This window comes from Paenibacillus vandeheii, from assembly GCF_030433635.1.
Classification (GTDB): domain Bacteria; phylum Bacillota; class Bacilli; order Paenibacillales; family Paenibacillaceae; genus Paenibacillus; species Paenibacillus vandeheii.
In genome coordinates, this window is record NZ_JAROCD010000003.1 from 481,510 (window position 1) to 501,825 (window position 20,316).

Consider the following 20,316-nt stretch of genomic DNA (forward strand, 5'->3'; position numbering starts at 1 on the left):
GATGGAGCATGATGATTAAATCGGCTTCAGTTACTTCGTGGAGATTCTTTGTCCTTATAGGTCATTTTATAAAGTCATCTCATAAACAAGGTTCGCACACTGGTAGGAGGGAATCTATATGCATACTCAAGCGTTAACGCCCAGACAAATCGTTGCAGAGCTTGACAAGTACATTGTAGGTCAAAAACAGGCTAAAAAATCGGTAGCGGTTGCCCTTCGCAATCGTTATCGTCGCAGCCTCTTGCCTGAGCATACCCAGGATGATATTGTGCCTAAAAATATCCTGATGATTGGACCTACCGGTGTCGGTAAAACAGAGATTGCACGCCGACTGGCTAAGCTGGTAGGAGCTCCATTCGTAAAAGTGGAAGCAACGAAGTTCACGGAAGTGGGTTATGTTGGCCGTGATGTGGAATCGATGGTACGTGATCTGATTGAAACATCCTTGCGGATGGTCAAGCTGGAACGTACAGAAAAAGTGAAGGATAAAGCTGAAGAAGCTGCCAATGAGCGAATTGTACATATTTTGGCACCTTCACAATCCAAATCCAAAAATCAGCGCAATCCATTCGAAATGATATTTGGCAACAATGGCAATAACACGCCAGAAGCTGATGAACAAGAACCGGATACGGCGGGAGTAGCGGAGCGGCGCCGTAAAATCAAATTCGATTTGTTATCTGGGAAACTGGAGGATGACGTTATCGAAATTGATGTGGAAGATGCCGCACCTAACATGATGGACATGTTCGCTGGTCAAGGAAATGATCAGATGGGGATGAACATGCAGGAGATGTTTGGCAGTTTATTGCCTCGTCGTACCAAAAAACGTAAACTGGCGATTAAAGAAGCTCGTAAAGTGTTGATCCAGGAAGAAGCGGGCAAGTTGATCGATATGGATGATGTTACTCAGGAGTCCATCCGGAGGGCGGAACAGACCGGTATCATATTCATTGACGAAATTGATAAAGTGGCCAGTCAGGGACGTGGTAGCGGCCCCGATGTATCCCGTGAAGGTGTGCAGCGTGATATTCTGCCTATCGTGGAAGGATCCACGGTAATGACCAAATACGGCCCTGTCAAAACGGACTATATCCTGTTTATGGCAGCCGGTGCATTTCATGTGGCAAAACCCTCGGATCTCATTCCAGAGCTTCAGGGGCGTTTCCCAATCCGCGTAGAACTGAACAGCCTGACACTTGATGAATTTGTATCGATCCTCACGGAACCTAAAAATGCATTAACCAAGCAGTATGTGGATTTGCTGCGTACGGAGAATATTGAAATTGAGTTCTCGGATGATGCCATTCGTGAGATTGCCAAGCTAGCTGAGTCCGTGAATCAAAATACCGAAAACATTGGTGCAAGACGTCTGCATACTATTTTGGAGAAACTTCTTGAGGATCTGTCTTTTGAAGCACCAGAACTTACGTTGGAGCGTATGGTCATCACTCCGGAATATGTACGTGAAAAATTGAATGACATTGCACTGGATCGTGATTTAAGCCAATATATCCTATAACATAGGTGTATTGCTCTGTATAGAGCGTGATAGAAGTATGGATAACGGTATACTATGGATGATTAAAGAGTAAATGACTACACGGAAACAGGATAATCGGTCCTGGTCCTGACTATCGTAGACTTTATTCAATCCATCTGTATGCCGTTTATTTTTGTTTTAGCCTAATATAATGCAGTATTGTAACCGATAATAGAGTTGGAGTTCTATAAGACGAAAGACAATCTAGGACTTGTGCCGCAGAGATAATGTATTTAAACCCTAAAGACGTGCTTACAGCACATATTCAATAATGCTATAAATTCCAATAAAAGGATTTATTTTTTCCAAGTCTGGTGATCGGTTTAATTAGAGCTGTTAGAAAAAATTGCATAAATGCGCAAAAAGCGAATTTAATTGCATTGCAGATGTGACAAAATTTTATCGGTTCATTAAAATCTGCATACCAGGGGTAAATGTTAAAAAAGTGTTGGGGGAATTCACTGAAATTAGATAATCTACTATGGATATTTTGTCAATTATCTATTTCATTGAAGATCAAAGAGTATCGTTGAATTGATAAGAAAGCTTATTATATCGGTAAATATTTCTAACTGAAAACAGATTGAAGCCCCTCTATGGATTTCAGGTTTGTATTAATATGATGTGCTCAATTGTACAGAAGCATAGTATAAATTTTAAGAATGTTTAAGAGCTCATAAAGAGTGCTTAAGCTTATTTTTGTTTTGGGCCCCGACATTTACGAAAAAATTCATAATTTGCAGAAAATACACAAAAAGCTCTGTCTTTCAGAAAAGATAGGGCTTTTTTCTTATTGTAATATATCCCAATCTCGAAGAAACTTATGTTATACGACAACATCAGAGTTAATTCTACTTAAGTCCTAGAAAACCGTGTAAAAGCGAATGTTTTTTGTCGAAAAAACATAAGTGTCCTGACGGAAAAAGATTGAATCTATTTCCATAATTTCTAAAGAGAGGAGGGCGATTATGAATCTTTTGAATGATATTAGTTTTCAAAGGTTACAAGGTGCACTCGATGCCTCCAACATTAGACAAAGAACAATTGCTGACAACATTGCGAATGCGGACACCCCGTATTTCAAGCGTTCCGACGTTGCTTTTGAAGAAATGCTGCAGGAACAAATGAATGGAGATATGCCTGTACTTAAAGGAAAAGTAACGGATTCAAGGCATTTTGTCATAGGTCCTTCCTCTTCCATACCTACACCAGTAGTTAATATGGACCAGTCGACTTCCATGAATAACAACCAGAACAACGTCGATGTAGACAAAGAAATGAGTCTTCTGGCGGAGAACCAGTTGCGTTACAACGCTTATATTCAGCAAGTGAATGAACAAATCAAAATGATGCGTGTTGGAGTCGAAGGGAGATAACTTAGGTGAACATCAGTAACAGTTTTAGTATCAGTGCATCGGCTCTGACGGCTCAGCGTTTGCGGATGGACGTTATATCTTCCAACATCGCCAATGCGGAGACGACGCGCGCGAGTGTAACTAACGGTGAGGCGGTCCCTTACAAGCGTAAGATGGTTGTGCTTGAGCCCAATAAAACTTCCTTCAACAGTTTGCTTCAAAATCAGATGAGAAGTAGTGGGTCTGGAGAGGGAGTTCGAGTATCAGAGATTCGTGAAGATCAGTCGCCTCTGAAGCCGGTTTATGACCCTTCACATCCGGATGCGAACGCTGAAGGGTATGTGTACATGCCTAACGTGGATATCGCGAAAGAAATGGTGGACATGATCTCGGCTTCACGCTCATATGAAGCAAACGTTACTGCTTTGAACTCAACCAAAGCAATGATATCCAAGGCATTGGAGATCGGAAGATCTTAATTAACGGCTTAAAGGTGGAAAATTCCTAAAACCAAAGAACAGATATGAAAGGGAGGGACATTAATGATTCAGAACAACATGTTCAGCACACAGGGGATTCAACCGCTTCAGATGCAAAGTACGGCACAAAGCAAACCATCTACACCAGCCGAAACCATTCAGAGCTTCGGTACATACCTACAGGATGCGCTAGGGTCTGTAGCTGCACAGGAGACCCAAGCACATGAAATGTCAAACCAATTCCTGGTTGGAAAAGTGAATGTTGATCAGGTGATGATCGCTTCCGAACAGGCCCTGTTGAGTCTGCAACTTACGACTCAAGTCCGAAACAAAGTAGTCGAAGCATATCAGGAGATTATGCGTACGCAATTGTAAATTGGTTTTACATGCGCTTCGACAACAGCGCTGATTACTACAACAAGCAGCTGCGATGCTGCTCCTGACCGTTAATCTTTAGAATCGATAGAGATGGCGGAAGGACAGACCAAGCAAAGTTTCGGATGGGGTGACAGAGTGAATGAGAGAATTGCCCAGTACAGGGAAAAGGCATCCCAGTATTGGAATAGTTTTAGCAAAAAGCAAAAAGTATTATTTATTTCCACCTTTCTGTTTTTAATTTTGGCTGCAGTTGTACTAACCATGCAATTGTCAAAGACGGAATATGAAGTTGCTTTCACGGATTTGAATGCAAGCGACTCGGCAGGCGTCATTAGTTATCTTGATTCATCTAGTATTCCTTACAAATTAAGTGCAGACGGCAAGACCATATCTGTACCGAGCACGGATGTTGCTATTGCAAAAGTAAATATCGGATCACAAGGAATTATTCAGAATGGTTCATTAGGATATAAGTCATTCGAGGAGTCATCATCTCCAATCGGAATGACGGATAAAGAGTTCGATGTAAAGTATAACAATGCATTGAACGGAGAAGTAGAGCAGTTGCTTCAACGAATGCAAGGCATACAGGATGCTAAAGTGCTCGTCAATATGCCCAAAGATAATATCTTTGCTGGGCTAGAAGAACAGGATAAAGCATCCGCATCGGTGGCCCTGCAATTTAAACCGGGTTATCACCCTAATCAGGCTGCGGTAGATGGATATTTTAATTTGGTTAAGACAGCCATTCCTAATCTACCTATTGAAAACATAACGATTACCAACACGGATGAAGCGGAACTGATTCCGACGGCCCGAGGCGGTAGCGGGGGATTGTCTTCTGAAGTCCAGGAAAACATGGCGTTACAGAAGAAATTCGAAAATGATGTTCGCAATAACGTGAAACAATTTCTTTCCCAGATTGTCGGTGACGAGAACGTCAATGTTCTGGTTGCTTCCAAACTTAATTTTGACAAGGAAACGCGGAAAGAAAACCTGGTTACACCGGTCGATGTAGATAATATGAAGGGCATCGAGATCAGTGTGCAAGAGATTCAAAAGAGTTACACTGGGGCAAGCAATCCTACAGGTGGTGTTGCTGGCACAGGTCAAGAGGAAGTTCCGGGCTATCCATCCTCGGATGCATCAGGCAACTCAACCTCGGAAGAATCATCCAGCACCAAAAACTACGATGTCAACCGAATTGTTAAAGACATCGTTTCTAGTCCATATACTGTAAAGGATTTAACCATTAACGTAGCAGTTGAACCACCAGCAGGGCAAACAGAATTACAAGCACCGGTTCAGGATGCAATTGAAAATATTTTGGTAAACATCGTTCGTGCTTCGTTGGCAGATTCAGGCACTGTAATAAGTGACGCAGATTTGGCCAAAAAAGTTTCGGTAATTTCTCAAGGGTTCCAGACTGCTGCGGCAACAAATACAGGTTTCCAGCTTTCCACCGGAATGATGTGGGGCATAGGAGCACTGGTGGCAGCATTGATTGCAGCGGTTGTGATTTTGTTAGTACGCCGTCGTCGCAAACAAAACGAAATAGAAGAAGAGGAAATTCCTCTTCCGGTAGCAACAGAGTTTCCGTCCATTACGTTGGACAGTGTAACGAACGAAAGTCAAGTGCGCAAACAATTGGAGAGTTTGGCCAAGAAAAAGCCAGACGAATTCGTCAATCTGCTGCGTACGTGGCTGGCTGACGAATAGAGGTGAACGCATTGGCGAAGGCAAGCAGTCAAGGTCTGACTGGAAGACAGAAAGCAGCGATTTTGTTGATTACATTAGGTCCGGAAGTATCCGCTCAAATCTTCAAACATTTGCGTGATGAGGAGATCGAACAACTGACGTTGGAAATTGCCAATGTTCGCAAAGTGGATGCTTCCGAAAAAGATATGATTATGTCTGAGTTTCACCAGATCTGTCTCGCACAGGAATATATCTCTCAAGGCGGTATTACATACGCGAGAGAAATTCTGGAGAAAGCACTCGGATCGCAAAAAGCACTGGAAGTTATTAACCGTTTGACGGCTACGCTGCAAGTTAGACCATTTGACTTTGCACGTAAGGCTGATCCGAATCAAATATTGAACTTTATTCAGAACGAAAGCCCGCAAACGATTGCTCTGGTATTATCATATCTGCAATTTGAGCAGGCAGCAGCGATCTTGTCCTCGTTACCACAAGAGAAGCAGGCCGATGTAGCCCGCAGAGTTGCTGTTATGGACAGTACTTCTCCAGAGGTCATTTCTCAAGTGGAGCGGGTGCTCGAACAGAAATTATCTTCTACTGTTACGCAGGATTATACAAATGCGGGTGGTATCGAGTCCATCGTTCAGATCTTGAACGGCGTCGACCGTGGTACGGAACGTACCATCCTCGATTCGTTGGAGATTCAAGATCCGGAACTTGCAGAAGAAATCAAAAAACGCATGTTTGTATTCGAAGATATCGTCAATGTGGACGATCGATCGATTCAGCGTATTATCCGGGATATCGACAACGCAGATTTACAGCTGGCACTCAAAGTGGCAAGCGAAGAAGTACGGGATGCTGTTTTCCGGAATATGTCGAAACGGATGTCCGAGACATTCAAGGAAGAAATGGAATTCATGGGGCCCGTTCGGCTGCGTGATGTTGAGGAAGCTCAAACTCGTATCGTAGGAACGATCCGTAGATTGGAAGAAGCTGGTGAGATCATTATCGCTCGCGGTGGAGGAGATGATATCATTGTCTAATTTGATTAAATCTTTCCAGTATGTACCGGTCGATGACCGCAAACGACTCGAAAATCATCATCATTATGGTGGATCAGAGTCTGAATCGGAATTAAACGGTGAACGTGCTGAAGGTTCCGAAGCTGAGATGCTGCAGGCACGCGTGGACGAAGAAACACAACGTCTTACCGCGGAGATGCTGGAGGATGCCAAGGAGTTTGCAGAAAAGCAGGTACGTGAAGCTTCAGAGGAAGCGGAGCGATTGCTTCAAGAAGCCCGTGAACAGATTGATAGCTGGTGGCAGGAGCAGCGTCAGCAGGATGAACATCTAACTGAAGCACTTCGTTCACAAGGTTTTCAGCAGGGTTTTGAAGAAGGCAAAGTACAGGCTGAACTGGATCTCCAGGTGCAGATCGAAGAGATGATGAAGGAAGCTCGTGGGGTGCTTGAAGAAGCTTACGTTGCCAAAGATCAGATCATTCAGGAAGCAGAGCCTTTCCTTGTGGATCTCGCCTGTGGTATCGCTGAGAAGGTCATTGACAAGCAACTCTCGGTTGAACCAGAACACACGCTTGAGTTGATTCGTCAGAATTTGTCTCGCAAGCGTGAGCAGGGAATGATCACTTTATGTGTGGCACCTGATCAATTTTCTTTTGTGCAAGCCGCACGTGAAGAGTTGGCTCTGGCCATTGACTCCCAGGCAGAACTGCAGATTTTGCCTGATGCGACGGTAAAAGACAAGGGATGTGTTATACGATCATCGTTTGGCAGCGTAGATGCCAGAATAGATACCCAGCTCGCTGAAATTAAAAAAGAACTGATCCGCATAGCACTTGAGGATGAGGGGCGAAAAAATCAACATGAAGATTCTTAGCTCGCAGCGATACATGGATCATCTTAAACAATTTGATCCCGTTCGCATTAACGGTAAGGTCACTCAAGTCATTGGTCTTATGGTTGAGTCTGAAGGTCCGGATGCTAGCATCGGGGATGTATGTTACATCTACCCGGGGAAATCTGCCAAGCCTCTTCAGGCGGAGGTAGTCGGGTTTCGGGATAACAAAGTGCTGCTCATGCCACTCGGTGAACTTCAATCCATTGGTCCTGGATGTGATGTGGTTGGAACAGGTAAACCACTTGGGGTTCAGGTTGGATCAGAATTGCTCGGTAAGGTGTTAGATGGATTGGGACAACCTTTAGACGGATCATTACTACCTTCCAGAATGCCGATGTACTCCACATCCAATACGCCAGTGAATCCGATGGATCGTCCACGGGTGCTCGAAACGATGAGTGTTGGTGTGAGAGCCATTGACGGGCTGCTGACGGTTGGCAAAGGGCAGAGGGTCGGCATATTTGCCGGGTCAGGTGTTGGTAAAAGTACGTTGATGGGCATGATCGCACGCAATACAGCAGCAGACGTCAATGTCATTGCTTTGGTCGGGGAGCGGGGCCGGGAGGTACGTGACTTTATTGAACGGGATTTGGGTCCGGAAGGACTGGAAAGATCCGTCGTTATTGTCGCTACCTCCGATCAACCTGCTCTGATTCGAATCAAAGGTGCGGTCATCGCAACTACGATTGCGGAGTATTTCAGAGACAGGGGCATGAATGTCATGTTAATGATGGACTCCGTCACACGTTATGCCATGGCACAGAGGGAAGTGGGACTTGCCGTGGGAGAACCTCCTGCAATGAGAGGATATACTCCTTCTGTTTTTGCGAGTTTACCCAAGCTGCTTGAGCGAGCGGGGACTGGGCCTACAGGTTCAATTACAGCATTTTACACCGTCCTTGTCGACGGGGATGATATGAATGAACCGATCGCGGATGCGGTGAGAGGTATATTGGATGGTCATATTGTACTGAATCGATCCATTGCAAATAAAGGTCATTTCCCTGCCATTGATGTTCTTGCGAGTATTAGCCGTGTTATGAAGGATATTGCTCCTGAAGAACAGCTGGAAGCCGTAAATAATATGAAGAGACTCATGGCGGTATACAAAGAATCAGAGGATTTAATCAACATTGGGGCTTATCAAAGAGGTTCTAATGCAGCAATCGATGAATCGATAGACCAGATTGATAGCATCTGGAATTTTACAAGGCAGAAAGTCGATGAAAAAGTAACGCTGAGTGAAGTACAGGAACGTTTGATTCTTGAATTTGCAAGGAGATGAATGGGTAAACGATGAAATTTCGATATCATTTCCAGAAGGTTGTTGACCTGAAAAGCAATGAAAAAACGCAAGCGGAGTGGATGTTATCCACAGCGATCGGGAAACTTCAGACAGAGGAAGAGCATCTTTTACAACTAATGAATGATAAAAGGGAAATGATTGATGTCATTCAATCCGCTACGGAAAGTTCGGCTTCCGTATCCAGCCTGCAGGAAATGCAGCGGTATGTCCATCACCTTGACGAGTGCATTTCACGTAAAAGTAGTGATGTCAGACATGCTCAGGTCAATGTGCAACGGAATCAGACGTTTCTGAACGGCAGAATGATGGACGAAAAAGTATGGCTTGGGGCGAGAGACAAGGCCAAAATCAAATTTCAGCAGGAGATGCTCCTCCGGGAACAGAACGATCTGGACGAGATGGCTACTGTACGCTTCGCTGCCAAAGCCGGACGCGCGAATTGATGTGGGCCGGACGCGAAGTTGTCTCGTGAAGGAGGAATGAACAATGGCTGTTAAAGACACAGATATGGAAAAAGAGTCGAGCGGCGGTTGGGAAAAGTTCTTGATGATTTCAATCCCAATTGTGTTCACTGTGGTTTTGTTAGGTGTTTTGCTCACTCTATTTAATGTAGATATTCGCAACAACCTGCTTGAAGTAGCTAACAAAATTCCTGTCGTGAAAGACTGGGTACCTGATCCTGTGCTAGATCCGGAGAAAAAGAAACTGGAGAAGAGCGAGCAGCAGGTCGAAAGTGCAGAAGCGACAATAGAAAAGCTGAAGGCACAGGTAAATGCAAAAGAAACTGAGCTCAAGGCAGCACAGGAAGCCACAACGACTGAGGCCCAAAAAGCAACTGATTTGCAAAAGAAATTGGATGATGCGGAAAAAGCTGTTGAAACCGCTGCGACAACAACGCCGGAGACGGAGTCCGATTATCAGAAACAGATCAAAGATTTAGCTAAGATGTATGCGGACATGAGTCCGAGTAAAGCCGCGCCGATTTTGCAAAATATGACGAATGAAGAGATGGTCTTGCTTCTGAGCGCGATGCAATCGGCTGCACGGACTAAGGTACTGGAGAAAATGGACCCAAAAACAGCGGCTGATGTCACGATGATGATGAAGGATGCGAAACCATCCGGTGATCTGGCCCTGGATGCACTGCAATCCCGCTTAAAGAAAGAGACTGCAACGACATCTACGGCGTCTACGACTAACTCCAAAAATTTGGATAAAAATCAGCTTAGTCAAACGTTTGCTTCGATGTCGGCATCCAGTGGAGCGAAGCTATTGCTCGAAACATACAAGCTGAGTCCGGATAAAACCTTGACCATTTTGAATTCTGTTGACGATGCAACACGTTCTCAATTACTTGAAAATATGTCGACTGAAAACTCGGTTGAAACTGCAAAAATATTAAATAAATTAATGGGTAACAAGTAAGATTAGTAGCGTCTGTTTACTACGGAGAGGAGGTGAAAACAAATGTCGATTGTATATCAAATGACATCCACATCATCCGCCAAGACAACAGGAGCAGCTCAGACTGCCGGAACTGCATCCAAAGGTGCGACTGCTGGAAGCGGTGATTTTCTGCAAACTCTTGCCCAATCATTAAGCGGTGGGGCAGCGGCGGAGAACAGTTCAGCAGCCGCAGGGAGTTTAACAGCGAATCCGCTAATGTTTACCTTTGCAACTAGTGAGGACGAAGAACCGACATCGATTACAGATATCTTGAGTTCGTTATTTGCAGATTTGGATTCGTTAGATGAAGCTTTGGAAAATGATCCGTCGCTACTAGGGGATTTACAAAGTTTGATTCAGCAGATGTATGCTCAATTAAACGCTGCTTCAGGCACTCAAGCTGAAGGTTCTGACGAGCCCGCAACTGAAGCGGGAAGTGCTGCATCAGCAATTGATCTGACCGAGCACCCCGCAGCAGTACGCTTTGTATTACAGGATGTGCTTACACAGCTGATTTCTGGAATGACTGAGCTGGATAGTACAGTTGCCAAGAATGCTCCAGAATTCAAGCACCTGCTTCAATCTCTTCAAAGTCAGCTGCAAGATGCTGGCGTTGACACTAGTCTTAATAGAGGGTGGACTGAACTTAAATCCATTCTGGATACATTAGTGGTCGCTAAGGATCAGGCGGTGCAAGTGGCTCCAACCAATCCCGTTCAAACGTCCAAGCAAGATTCTGTGGTACCGCAAGTTCTTGTTGCGGCAGCTTCAAATGCTGGAACTAAAGTTACAGTTGAAACGGATTCAACACCTACTACAAATGACGTTGGAGAAGTGGATCATTCCAGTATCATCACCGCAGGAGAGTTGTCCTTACGTTCATCAGGTACATCAGCAGGTAAACCGGCTGAGCCTGTCATGCAAGCTTCCCAGTTTGCAAAAGAGATGACACAGTTTGTTGTGAATAAGTTGGATATTGTGCAGCAAAAGGGATTCTCGGAGGCGACAATCTCACTCCGTCCAGAGCATCTGGGTAAGCTGGATGTACAGATTACTTTGCAAAATGGACAACTGGTTGCACGTTTTATGACCGAGCATACGATGGCCAAAGACATGCTGGAACAGCAAATGATGCAGCTGCGCAGCTCGCTTCAAGCTCAAGGTATTCAAGTGGAACGACTTGAGGTTACTCAGAACAGCTCACTTGGTTCACAGATGTATCAGGATGGTGGTCGCCAGCCAGGAAGCAATTCTCAGCAGCAACGTCGCTCTCGTGAACGTGAAGAACAATCGGATGATGCTGTAACTACAGCAACTCTCCAGGAAGAATTACGGAACTGGCGCAGTGAGCATGAAGAAGGTAACGACCTGCGAAGAGACACGTTTACAGCAGAGGCTTAATCAGAAATGAGGTGAAAAGATGGCTAATGAAGCGATTTCTACTAATAATACCTGGCCTAACTATTCGGCAGCGAATAAAGCTACAACAAGCGCTGCAACAAAGGAATTAGGTAAGGATCAGTTTCTCAAAATTTTGATTACCCAGCTGCAGAATCAGGATCCGATGCAGCCGATGGAGGATAAGGAGTTTATTGCTCAGATGGCTCAGTTCAGTTCGGTAGAACAACTGGTGAATATCTCATCTCAGCTCAAGACTTTAAATCAGTCTCTTGGGACAGTGTCTGGCATGATTGGCCGCGAGATCAGTTGGCTTTCTTCTAATAAAGAGGATAACGGAACCCTGCGTCAAGGCATTGTGGATTCCATCATCGTACGAGATGGTGTTCAGTACGCAAAAGTAGGCAATGACGAAATCAAGCTGGATGAAATTATTCAGGTAACCAATCCAACACAGGCTGAGGAAAATGAAACTCCGGTTCAGAACGCTGCAGATTCTGCTGAAACGACCGAAAGTAAGGAACCAGAAGCATCAGCGCAGCCTGAAGACAATGGAAACACGTTATGAGTGATCGGATAACAGTAGGTCAATTCTACACAGGCCCAATTACACCTAATTTGCTTAATCGCTCCAAAGCGGGAGAAGCGTCCAATGGACCTGAACGCCCTTTTGCACAGGTCTTGGAAGACAATCTTCTGAAATTGAGTAATCATGCTGCCAAAAGGTTGGAACAGCGTGGTATTGAGCTCAAGACTGAGCAGATGCAACAGATTGGCACTGCCCTGGATAAGGCTGCTGCCAAAGGAGCCAAGGAATCCTTGATTCTGATGAATGATATGGCTTTTATCGTTAATGTCAAAAATCGCACTGTCGTTACAGCCATGGATAGTGAAAGTATGAAGGATAATGTATTCACCCAGATTGACAGTGCTGTAATTATTTCTTGACCGGCTGGCCCTTCTCGGGAGCCGGAATGCCGCTGACCGACTGACGCGGTAACCAAATTAAGGCTGGGAGGATTTTTAAAAATGTTGAAATCAATGTACTCAGGCGTTTCCGGGATGCGGGGTTTTCAAACAAAGTTAGATGTAATTGGTAATAATATTGCGAACGTAAATACGGTTGGTTTTAAAGGTAGTCGTGTCATGTTCAAAGATATTATGAGCCAGACGACAGCGGGGGTAACAGCGCCTGGAGATGAAAACGGTGGTGTAAATGCAAAGCAGATTGGTTTGGGTGTATCCGTAGGCTCGATTGATACGCTGCATCTTGCGGGCAGTCCAATGACAACCAATAATCCAACTGACCTGCGCCTCAATGGTGATGGTTTCTTCCTCGTGACACTTGGTGGGGAACAAGAAGTTCCATTTTTGACACGCGCAGGGGATTTCCATGTGGATGCTAACCGTAATCTCGTAACATCAGATGGTTTGTTCGTTGTTGATAGTGGTGGAGAGCCGATCACTCTGGACGAAGCTGTAGTGTCATTCACCATTGGCCAAGATGGAATTATCAACCAGACGATGGATGATGGGACAACTGAACCTGGAGCACAACTTGGTATAGGTAAAGTAACAAACCCAGAAGGTCTGGAAAAAATCGGCGGAAATCTGTATCGCATTACTGCCAACGCTAATGCAGATGGAGAATTTGAAATTGTTACTGCAAATAGTACCGAATTTGGTACAGGCTCTGTTATTGCAGGCCAATTGGAAATGTCCAACGTGGATCTGACTGGAGAATTTACAGAGATGATCGTGGCTCAGCGTGGATTCCAGGCGAACTCACGGATTATTACAACGTCGGATGAAGTGCTTCAGGAAGTTGTTAACCTGAAACGTTAATAACTGATTAGTAATTTTTAATGCGTGGGGGAGCTTGCTCCTCCACTCTGATCGAGGGGGCTTAGCATGATTTCGGTTACGCGGTTAAATGGTTCTCCCATGTGGTTAAATGCGCTGATGGTTGAAATTGTGGAAGAGACACCAGACACGTATATTACTCTGGTAACCGGAAAGAGACTTATTGTGCTTGAAAAGGCCGATGATGTCATTTCCAAAATTAAAGATTACAACCGTGAAATCGGGGTTCAGGCAGCCACTATCAAAGTGCAGCAAACGGAGGAGTCCTGATGAAAAAGATGTTGCCTTGGCTTGCAACGAGCTTGCTAGCTATAACACTCATTGTGGTGGTTGTGTTTGTATTTATGCAAGGACAGAACGGGAATAAGCTTGATACACATACGGCAGCTGCTGCAGAGAAGAAGATGACTGCGGATGAGATTGTCGAAGTTTCCTCAGAGCTTGGAGAAATTAAAACCAATTTGGCTGATATAGACCATATTGTCGTTGTAAGTTTTTCTTTCAAATTATCCGACAAAAAAGCCAAAGAAGATTTTGAGAAAATCAAGGAAATCACGGTGAAGCCTATTATCATCCAGACGTTTGCGGATACCAAGTCTGATGAACTGGCTACAGCGAAAGGTCGCATTCAATTTAATAAAAAATTGACCGAGCTTATTAATGAAGCTTTGCCGGAAGGTAAGCTGACCAGCACTAGTTTTTCTTCTTTTTTGACAGCACCAATATAATGAACAGGACACGCTGTAAATCTGTAAGGGGGTGAGAACATGGTGGATGTATTATCACAAAATGAGATTGACGCCCTATTAGCTGCCCTTTCCTCTGGTGAGATGGATGCTGAGGAATTGAAAAAGGAAGAAACTCAAAAGAAAATTAGATCATACGATTTTAAGCGAGCGGTTCGTTTTTCCAAAGATCATATTCGAAGCTTGACCCGTATTCACGAAAACTTTGCACGTTTTCTCACCACTTATTTTTCAGCCCAACTGCGGACGTTCGTTCAGATCAATGTCGTTCAGGTTGAACAGTTGCCTTATGACGAGTTTATCCGTTCTATTCCGAAGATGACGATATTGAACATATTTGAGGCGGAGCCATTACAGGGACGGATGGTAATGGAGGTTCATCCCAACGTGGGTTATGCAATGCTGGATCGTCTGCTAGGCGGAACAGGAAATGCACCGACAAAGATCGCATCGATGACGGAAATTGAGACAACGATTATGGAGCGGATTTTCAGCCGTGCGTTTGAGAGTTTGCAGGAAGCCTGGAAGACCGTGTTGGATATTTCTCCAAGGATGGAAGCGCTGGAGACCAATCCGCAATTTATGCAGATTGTATCTCCCAATGAGACCATTGCTCTGATCTCGCTGAGCACCAAAATCGGTGACACCACAGGTATGATCAATTTGTGTATCCCGCATGTCGTTCTTGAACCTATTATGTCCCGGTTGTCGACTCATCAGTGGTTTGTTTCGGAGAAAAAGACGAGAGCTCCGGAAGAATATGATGCTCTCAAAGAGCGTGTGAACAAAGCCAAATTGCCCGTCGTTGCGGAATTAGGAGAATCCAGAATTTCGATTGCTGAATTTCTGGGACTGTCTGTTGGCGATGTCATTACATTGAACAAATCCGTTGATGAGGGACTGTCCATTAAAGTTGGAGACAGGCTGAAGTATATGGGAAGCCCGGGAACGATCAAGGATCGTGTGGCTGTGCAAATAGACAAGATTGTCACCGAAGGAGTTGAAGAATTTGACGAGTAAGGATTATTTATCCCAAGAAGAAATCGATGCTTTGCTCAGACAATCGGAATCGATGAACAGTTCGGAACCGGCTGAGAAAACAGTTGATGATTTTTTGACCGAGCTGGAACAGGATGCCTTGGGAGAGATCGGTAACATTACATTTGGTAGTGCAGCGACAGCTTTGTCCACGCTTTTGGGCCTAAAAGTAGATATTACAACACCTAAGGTGTCCATCATTAGCCGGACACAGTTCGATGAAGCGTTCCCTAAGCCTCACGTTGCCGTCCATGTAAACTATGTAGATGGATTTGAAGGAATCAACTCGCTGGTCATCAAAAAACGGGATGCGCAAGTGATAGCCGATTTGATGCTTGGTGGCGAAGGGAATCCGGTCGATGAAGAACTGAATGAAATCCATATCAGTGCAGTACAGGAAGCAATGAATCAGATGATGGGTTCGTCTGCTACATCCATGTCCACAATCTTTAACCGTTTCGTGAATATTTCTCCTCCGGGAATTGATATTCTCAATATGGAAAGTGGTGAGGGAGTCAGCAATCTTCCAGAAGATGAGACGTTGATTCAAGTATCCTTCCGTCTGTTGATTGGTGATCTGATCGATTCCAATCTCATGCAGCTGCTTCCGGTACACTTTGCGAAAGAAATGGTAGAGATGCTGATTGGAGGAGCCCAAGAGTCTACTGCCAGTGCGCCAGTTGCGTCGACACCTGAGCCAACACCAGCAGCAGCACCTGTTGCCCCTCAGCAACCGCCTGTTCAGCAACAGATGCCGCCACAGGCGCAACAACCGCCTGTTCAAGACTATAATGGATATGGACAGGCTCCGATGGGGGCGCCTCAAGGAATGCCGCCACAGCAGCCTTACAGCATGCCTCCGCAGCAACCATATGGTGTACCGCAGCATTACGGCGGTGTGCCGAACAGGAATGTAAACGTACAACCGGTTCAATTCGCCAATTTGCAAAATGGGGCGTTCGGCCAGGTAGACGAAAACAATTTGAATTTATTGATGGACATTCCCCTTAAAGTCACCGTAGAATTAGGAAGGACCCAGAAGCAAATTAAGGATATTTTAGAACTGTCACAAGGTTCAATTGTCGAGCTGGACAAACTGGCCGGTGAACCTGTCGATATTTTGGTGAATAACAAGCTGATTGCCAAAGGTGAGGTTGTCGTCATCGACGAAAACTTTGGTGTCCGTGTTATAGATATCGTAAGCCAATGGGACCGAATTCAGAAATTACAATAAGCACAATTTAGGGAGGACTTGAATCAAGATGGCAAACCGAATTTTAGTCGTGGACGACGCTGCATTTATGAGAATGATGATCCGGGACATTTTGTCCAAAAACGGATACGAGGTCGTTGGCGAAGCACAGGATGGATCACAAGCAATTGAGAAGTTTAAGGAGCTTCGTCCTGATCTGATCACCATGGATATTACCATGCCTGAGATGGATGGTATTGCAGCATTGAAAGAAATCAAAAAAATTGATGCTAACGCAAAAGTGATTATGTGCTCTGCGATGGGTCAACAAGCGATGGTTATTGATGCAATTCAAGCCGGAGCCAAAGATTTCATCGTGAAGCCGTTCCAATCTGACCGGGTTATCGAAGCAATCAGCAAAACGCTGGGCGTTTAAGAGACATGATGATGGCTCAGGATAAGATTCCAAATGATGTAGGCGCGGGAGTCAATTATTATTTTCAGCTTGTATGGGTGATTGTTGTCCTGGCCGTCATTCTGGTTCTTATAGTCTACCTGATTCGTTTTCTAAACAAACGGAATCAGCGATGGTTCCGGAACGGCACAATTCGTATTTTGGGTGGAGTCGGACTGGGACCAAACAAGTCGCTGCAAATTATAGAAATTGGCGGTAGCGTTTATCTACTCGGTGTGGGTGATGACATACAGCTGGTGGATAAGGTTTCGGATCTTGAAGAGGCACAGCGAATCATTGATTCATTTGAACGGGATGCTTTAGCACAACAGGGAAGCCTCTCGCCTCTCATTGCAAAGCTGGCAGCCCGCTTGCGCAAAGATGAACCGCCGCGGGAAATGGAACTTGAGGATACAACCTCTTTTCACGAACTGTTTGAATCTAAACTTCGGCAGATGCCTAACCGTAAAGAGAAGATGGAGAAGGTCCTGGAAGAAGACAATACTACAGATCGGTCGAGGGATTCATGAAGAAAAAGATTTGGTTAGCGTGTTTTTTCATAGGGCTCTTCAGTCTGGCCACCGTCACTGCTGCCTTTGCCGAACCGATTCCGAATATTGACATTCAAATTGGAAACGGGGATGGGAGCACACCAAGCACGAGTTCACTGTCCATTATCCTGTTGATCACGGTACTTAGTATAGCGCCAGCTTTGCTAGTACTGATGACCAGTTTTACCCGGATTGTTATCGTTCTCGGGTTTGTGCGGACATCCTTGGGTACGCAGCAAATGCCACCCAATCAGGTGCTGGTCGGTTTGGCACTTTTTCTGACACTTTTCATTATGTCACCGACGTTGTCGTCCATCAATCAGGTAGCGCTTCAGCCCTATCTCAAGGGAGACATCACACAAACCGAGGCCTTGGAAAAAGCTGCGGATCCCATGAAGAAATTTATGTTCTCCCACACCAGGGAGAAAGACCTATTGCTGTTTATGAAGTACAATCAAACCGAAAAGCCCAGCACATACCAGGATATTCCGATTACTGTGATGGTACCGGCATATGCAATCAGTGAGTTGAAGACAGCATTCCAGATGGGATTCATGATCTTTATTCCATTCTTGGTTATAGACATTGTAGTGGCGAGTACGCTCATGGCTATGGGGATGATGATGCTTCCGCCTGTCATGATCTCATTACCTTTTAAAATACTGCTATTTGTGCTTGTCGATGGCTGGTATCTGGTCGTGAAGTCACTGTTGCTGAGTTTTAACACTTGAGCCGGAATATTAAAGGAGGACGGTCATGACTTCGGAGTTTATTATCGGTCTGGCCGGGAAAGCGGTCTATACTTCACTGCTGGCCAGCGCACCCATGCTTATTCTAGCTCTGGTTGTAGGACTCATTATCAGTGTCTTTCAGGCAACAACTCAAATTCAGGAGCAAACACTGGCCTTTGTGCCTAAAATCATTGCCGTACTTCTGGCAGTACTTTTGTTTGGTCCTTGGATATTGAATATACTGGTCGATTTCACGTATAACATTCTCGATAATTTATACAGATACATAGGGTAGGCTGTTGCAGATGGAGACATTGTTGCAAAGTTTTCCTGTCGCTCTGCTTATGTTTTGTCGAATAGCATCATTTTTTGTAACCGCGCCTGTCTTCTCGGCTCGGAATGTGCCGAATTCTATTAAAATTGGTTTATCAGCATTTGTAACCTTAACTGTGTATATGGTATACGGCATAGACCAGGTTGTACCTACGGATCTGAGTTATATCCTGCTGGTCATCCGAGAGATACTGATTGGCTTGCTCCTAGGCTTTGTTGCTTATCTGTTAATGACGGCTATACAGACAGCAGGAACTTTTATTGATCTTCAGATCGGTTTTGGTATGGCTAACGTATTTGATCCGATGACTGGTGCTTCTGCTCCGCTTACAGGTAACTTCAAATATGCCTTTGCTATATTACTCTTTCTGACAATGAACGGACATCATTATCTGCTCGATGCCATTGTATACAGTTATCGCTGGATTCCGTTGTCGAACGCATTCTTTATACGATTGGCAGATGGAAGTATTGCTGAATTTTTGGTGCGTACATTAGGTGAATCATTTATGTTGGCTTTTCAGATGTCTGCACCGATTGTTGTTGCCCTGTTTTTGACGGATGTAGGATTGGGATTCTTGGCAAAGACGGCTCCTCAATTTAATGTATTTGCCGTCGGAATGCCGCTTAAGGTACTCGTTGGGCTTGCTATATTGCTTTTGCTGGTTCCCAGTTTTGCCTTTGTGTTTAGTCAATTGTTCGAAGTAATGTTCAGATCCATGGAAAAATTGCTTGGGACCATTGGACAAAGGCCGGGCTGAGTGAAACGGAGGACAAGATTCGAATGAAATATCAACTCGACCTCCAGATGTTCGCAGGGGAAAAAACAGAGAAGGCTACCCCGAAAAAGAGGCAGGATACGCGAAAAAAAGGACAGGTTGTCAAAAGTATGGAGCTGTCCGGCGCATCCATTCTCCTATTCACCTTTTTGATCATGATGATGTTCAGTAACTTTTACAAAGAACGTATGGTTCGACTGTTTACAGACATCTTCATTAATCGGCTGAGTATGGAGGTCACTGGGGAGAACGTCGTAGCCTTATTGATGCGTTATGGCATCGAGGTGATGTTATTGCTTGCTCCTGTTTTGCTCGGTGCCGTACTGGTTGCGTTAATCGTCAATTACATGCAGGTAGGTTTCCTGCTTGTAGGAGAGGGCCTAAAGCCGAAACTGGAAAAGTTGGATCCGATTAAAGGGTTCAAAAACATTTTTTCTCTTCGTTCTTTGGTGGAGTTTGCTAAATCCATAATGAAAATGTCGATAATCGGCTTCCTGGTTTACAGTACCATCACAGGTTATCAGTCAGATATTGCTTCGCTTTCACATTTTTCATTGGATGCGATTCTGCATTTTGCGGCTTCAATCACCTTAAACTTGGGGATCAAGATTGCAGTAGCCCTGTTAGTACTTGCCGTGCTCGACTATATGTACCAGAAGTATGATTACGAGAAAAACATTAGGATGTCCAAACAAGACATCAAAGACGAATACAAAAAAATGGAAGGTGACCCACTGATCAAGGGGAAAATCAGGGAACGTCAGCGTCGTATGGCTGTTCAGCGCATGATGCAGGAAGTTCCCAAAGCGGATGTGATTATCACTAACCCAACTCACTTTGCCGTAGCGCTTAAGTATGAAGGGTCTGAGATGGAAGCACCGCAGATTATAGCCAAAGGTCAGGATTACGTCGCCTTACGCATTAAGGAAATTGCCAAAGAGCACGGTGTCATTACAATGGAAAACAAGCCGCTGGCACGGGCATTGTTCCAGAGAGCCGAGATTGGTGACGCTATACCGGCTGATTTGTTTCAAGCGGTAGCCGAAGTGCTGGCTTATGTATATAAATTAAAGGGCAGAACGAAATAACAGGGGATCGGAGGC

24 protein-coding genes are annotated in these 20,316 nt (G+C 44.7%); all 24 read left to right on the top strand.

The window, feature by feature from the left end; translation table 11 throughout:
- The first annotated feature begins 118 nt into the window (after window positions 1–118).
- Complete coding sequence (gene hslU / locus P5G61_RS07725; protein ID WP_301245959.1) at window positions 119–1,522, top strand: ATP-dependent protease ATPase subunit HslU; 1,404 nt, start codon at window positions 119–121, stop codon at window positions 1,520–1,522.
- Between the two features lie 989 nt (window positions 1,523–2,511).
- Entirely contained in the window at window positions 2,512–2,919 is a 408-nt protein-coding gene (gene flgB, locus P5G61_RS07730) for a flagellar basal body rod protein FlgB (protein ID WP_053783790.1), read from the top strand.
- Between the two features lie 5 nt (window positions 2,920–2,924).
- Entirely contained in the window at window positions 2,925–3,377 is a 453-nt protein-coding gene (flgC, locus tag P5G61_RS07735; protein ID WP_024630208.1) for a flagellar basal body rod protein FlgC, read from the top strand.
- A 63-nt stretch (window positions 3,378–3,440) separates the two neighbouring features.
- Window positions 3,441–3,752 carry a flagellar hook-basal body complex protein FliE gene (gene fliE, locus P5G61_RS07740; RefSeq protein ID WP_024630209.1) on the top strand — a complete coding sequence of 104 codons (312 nt, stop codon included), beginning with the start codon at window positions 3,441–3,443 and terminating at the stop codon, window positions 3,750–3,752.
- 138 nt (window positions 3,753–3,890) lie between these two features.
- Window positions 3,891–5,474 (top strand): flagellar basal-body MS-ring/collar protein FliF, encoded by a 1,584-nt coding sequence (gene fliF / locus P5G61_RS07745; protein ID WP_301245960.1) that lies wholly within the window; start codon window positions 3,891–3,893, stop codon window positions 5,472–5,474.
- Between the two features lie 11 nt (window positions 5,475–5,485).
- The gene (gene fliG / locus P5G61_RS07750) at window positions 5,486–6,502 is read left to right on the top strand and encodes a flagellar motor switch protein FliG (protein WP_053783792.1); all 1,017 of its coding nucleotides are present in this window, start codon (window positions 5,486–5,488) and stop codon (window positions 6,500–6,502) included.
- Window positions 6,495–7,355, top strand: coding sequence for a FliH/SctL family protein (locus P5G61_RS07755; protein WP_301245961.1), 861 nt, complete (start codon window positions 6,495–6,497; stop codon window positions 7,353–7,355). Before fliG ends, P5G61_RS07755 begins: the two co-directional genes overlap by 8 nt.
- Window positions 7,342–8,661, top strand: coding sequence for a flagellar protein export ATPase FliI (gene fliI / locus P5G61_RS07760; protein WP_024630213.1), 1,320 nt, complete (start codon window positions 7,342–7,344; stop codon window positions 8,659–8,661). Before P5G61_RS07755 ends, fliI begins: the two co-directional genes overlap by 14 nt.
- Before the next feature lie 11 nt (window positions 8,662–8,672).
- The gene (gene fliJ / locus P5G61_RS07765; RefSeq protein ID WP_024630214.1) at window positions 8,673–9,125 is read left to right on the top strand and encodes a flagellar export protein FliJ; all 453 of its coding nucleotides are present in this window, start codon (window positions 8,673–8,675) and stop codon (window positions 9,123–9,125) included.
- Between the two features lie 43 nt (window positions 9,126–9,168).
- Entirely contained in the window at window positions 9,169–10,107 is a 939-nt protein-coding gene (locus P5G61_RS07770) for a MotE family protein (protein WP_301245962.1), read from the top strand.
- Between the two features lie 42 nt (window positions 10,108–10,149).
- A complete protein-coding gene (locus P5G61_RS07775; protein WP_301245963.1) occupies window positions 10,150–11,529 on the top strand; it encodes a flagellar hook-length control protein FliK in 1,380 nt (459 codons plus the stop codon).
- A 19-nt stretch (window positions 11,530–11,548) separates the two neighbouring features.
- Window positions 11,549–12,094, top strand: a complete 546-nt coding sequence (locus tag P5G61_RS07780; RefSeq protein WP_024630217.1) for a flagellar hook capping FlgD N-terminal domain-containing protein — start codon at window positions 11,549–11,551, stop codon at window positions 12,092–12,094.
- The gene (locus P5G61_RS07785) at window positions 12,091–12,474 is read left to right on the top strand and encodes a TIGR02530 family flagellar biosynthesis protein (RefSeq protein ID WP_301245964.1); all 384 of its coding nucleotides are present in this window, start codon (window positions 12,091–12,093) and stop codon (window positions 12,472–12,474) included. Before P5G61_RS07780 ends, P5G61_RS07785 begins: the two co-directional genes overlap by 4 nt.
- Window positions 12,475–12,555: 81 nt before the next feature.
- Complete coding sequence (gene flgG / locus P5G61_RS07790; RefSeq protein ID WP_301245965.1) at window positions 12,556–13,371, top strand: flagellar basal body rod protein FlgG; 816 nt, start codon at window positions 12,556–12,558, stop codon at window positions 13,369–13,371.
- Between the two features lie 66 nt (window positions 13,372–13,437).
- A complete protein-coding gene (locus tag P5G61_RS07795; RefSeq protein WP_076208897.1) occupies window positions 13,438–13,659 on the top strand; it encodes a flagellar FlbD family protein in 222 nt (73 codons plus the stop codon).
- Window positions 13,659–14,117, top strand: coding sequence for a flagellar basal body-associated FliL family protein (locus tag P5G61_RS07800; protein ID WP_079346966.1), 459 nt, complete (start codon window positions 13,659–13,661; stop codon window positions 14,115–14,117). Before P5G61_RS07795 ends, P5G61_RS07800 begins: the two co-directional genes overlap by 1 nt.
- A 39-nt stretch (window positions 14,118–14,156) precedes the next feature.
- Entirely contained in the window at window positions 14,157–15,155 is a 999-nt protein-coding gene (fliM, locus tag P5G61_RS07805) for a flagellar motor switch protein FliM (RefSeq protein WP_094936442.1), read from the top strand.
- On the top strand, window positions 15,145–16,407 hold the full coding sequence (fliY, locus tag P5G61_RS07810) for a flagellar motor switch phosphatase FliY (RefSeq protein WP_079346964.1): 1,263 nt from the start codon (window positions 15,145–15,147) through the stop codon (window positions 16,405–16,407). The genes fliM and fliY overlap by 11 nt, the downstream gene beginning before the upstream one ends.
- A gap of 28 nt (window positions 16,408–16,435) precedes the next feature.
- The gene (locus P5G61_RS07815) at window positions 16,436–16,801 is read left to right on the top strand and encodes a response regulator (RefSeq protein WP_017689175.1); all 366 of its coding nucleotides are present in this window, start codon (window positions 16,436–16,438) and stop codon (window positions 16,799–16,801) included.
- Window positions 16,802–16,812: 11 nt separating this feature from the next.
- Window positions 16,813–17,349, top strand: a complete 537-nt coding sequence (locus tag P5G61_RS07820) for a flagellar biosynthetic protein FliO (RefSeq protein ID WP_301245966.1) — start codon at window positions 16,813–16,815, stop codon at window positions 17,347–17,349.
- A complete protein-coding gene (gene fliP / locus P5G61_RS07825) occupies window positions 17,346–18,101 on the top strand; it encodes a flagellar type III secretion system pore protein FliP (RefSeq protein ID WP_301245967.1) in 756 nt (251 codons plus the stop codon). The genes P5G61_RS07820 and fliP overlap by 4 nt, the downstream gene beginning before the upstream one ends.
- A 25-nt stretch (window positions 18,102–18,126) precedes the next feature.
- Complete coding sequence (gene fliQ / locus P5G61_RS07830; RefSeq protein WP_024630226.1) at window positions 18,127–18,396, top strand: flagellar biosynthesis protein FliQ; 270 nt, start codon at window positions 18,127–18,129, stop codon at window positions 18,394–18,396.
- A gap of 10 nt (window positions 18,397–18,406) precedes the next feature.
- Window positions 18,407–19,195 carry a flagellar biosynthetic protein FliR gene (gene fliR, locus P5G61_RS07835; protein ID WP_024630227.1) on the top strand — a complete coding sequence of 263 codons (789 nt, stop codon included), beginning with the start codon at window positions 18,407–18,409 and terminating at the stop codon, window positions 19,193–19,195.
- Between the two features lie 23 nt (window positions 19,196–19,218).
- Window positions 19,219–20,301: a flagellar biosynthesis protein FlhB gene (gene flhB / locus P5G61_RS07840; protein ID WP_029880928.1), complete on the top strand. Its 1,083-nt coding sequence runs from the start codon at window positions 19,219–19,221 to the stop codon at window positions 20,299–20,301.
- The last annotated feature ends 15 nt before the right edge of the window (window positions 20,302–20,316 follow it).

What these genes read in the sequence shown, in the direction of transcription:
- hslU (WP_301245959.1), top strand. Translation starts at nt 119, where the DNA reads ATGCATACTCAAGCGTTAACGCCCAGACAAATCGTTGCAGAGCTTGAC.
- flgB (WP_053783790.1), top strand. Translation starts at nt 2,512, where the DNA reads ATGAATCTTTTGAATGATATTAGTTTTCAAAGGTTACAAGGTGCACTC.
- fliE (WP_024630209.1), top strand. Translation starts at nt 3,441, where the DNA reads ATGATTCAGAACAACATGTTCAGCACACAGGGGATTCAACCGCTTCAG.
- fliI (WP_024630213.1), top strand. Translation starts at nt 7,342, where the DNA reads ATGAAGATTCTTAGCTCGCAGCGATACATGGATCATCTTAAACAATTT.
- fliJ (WP_024630214.1), top strand. Translation starts at nt 8,673, where the DNA reads ATGAAATTTCGATATCATTTCCAGAAGGTTGTTGACCTGAAAAGCAAT.
- P5G61_RS07770 (WP_301245962.1), top strand. Translation starts at nt 9,169, where the DNA reads ATGGCTGTTAAAGACACAGATATGGAAAAAGAGTCGAGCGGCGGTTGG.
- P5G61_RS07775 (WP_301245963.1), top strand. Translation starts at nt 10,150, where the DNA reads ATGTCGATTGTATATCAAATGACATCCACATCATCCGCCAAGACAACA.
- P5G61_RS07780 (WP_024630217.1), top strand. Translation starts at nt 11,549, where the DNA reads ATGGCTAATGAAGCGATTTCTACTAATAATACCTGGCCTAACTATTCG.
- P5G61_RS07785 (WP_301245964.1), top strand. Translation starts at nt 12,091, where the DNA reads ATGAGTGATCGGATAACAGTAGGTCAATTCTACACAGGCCCAATTACA.
- flgG (WP_301245965.1), top strand. Translation starts at nt 12,556, where the DNA reads ATGTTGAAATCAATGTACTCAGGCGTTTCCGGGATGCGGGGTTTTCAA.
- P5G61_RS07795 (WP_076208897.1), top strand. Translation starts at nt 13,438, where the DNA reads ATGATTTCGGTTACGCGGTTAAATGGTTCTCCCATGTGGTTAAATGCG.
- P5G61_RS07800 (WP_079346966.1), top strand. Translation starts at nt 13,659, where the DNA reads ATGAAAAAGATGTTGCCTTGGCTTGCAACGAGCTTGCTAGCTATAACA.
- fliM (WP_094936442.1), top strand. Translation starts at nt 14,157, where the DNA reads ATGGTGGATGTATTATCACAAAATGAGATTGACGCCCTATTAGCTGCC.
- P5G61_RS07815 (WP_017689175.1), top strand. Translation starts at nt 16,436, where the DNA reads ATGGCAAACCGAATTTTAGTCGTGGACGACGCTGCATTTATGAGAATG.
- P5G61_RS07820 (WP_301245966.1), top strand. Translation starts at nt 16,813, where the DNA reads ATGGCTCAGGATAAGATTCCAAATGATGTAGGCGCGGGAGTCAATTAT.
- fliP (WP_301245967.1), top strand. Translation starts at nt 17,346, where the DNA reads ATGAAGAAAAAGATTTGGTTAGCGTGTTTTTTCATAGGGCTCTTCAGT.
- fliQ (WP_024630226.1), top strand. Translation starts at nt 18,127, where the DNA reads ATGACTTCGGAGTTTATTATCGGTCTGGCCGGGAAAGCGGTCTATACT.
- fliR (WP_024630227.1), top strand. Translation starts at nt 18,407, where the DNA reads ATGGAGACATTGTTGCAAAGTTTTCCTGTCGCTCTGCTTATGTTTTGT.
- flhB (WP_029880928.1), top strand. Translation starts at nt 19,219, where the DNA reads ATGAAATATCAACTCGACCTCCAGATGTTCGCAGGGGAAAAAACAGAG.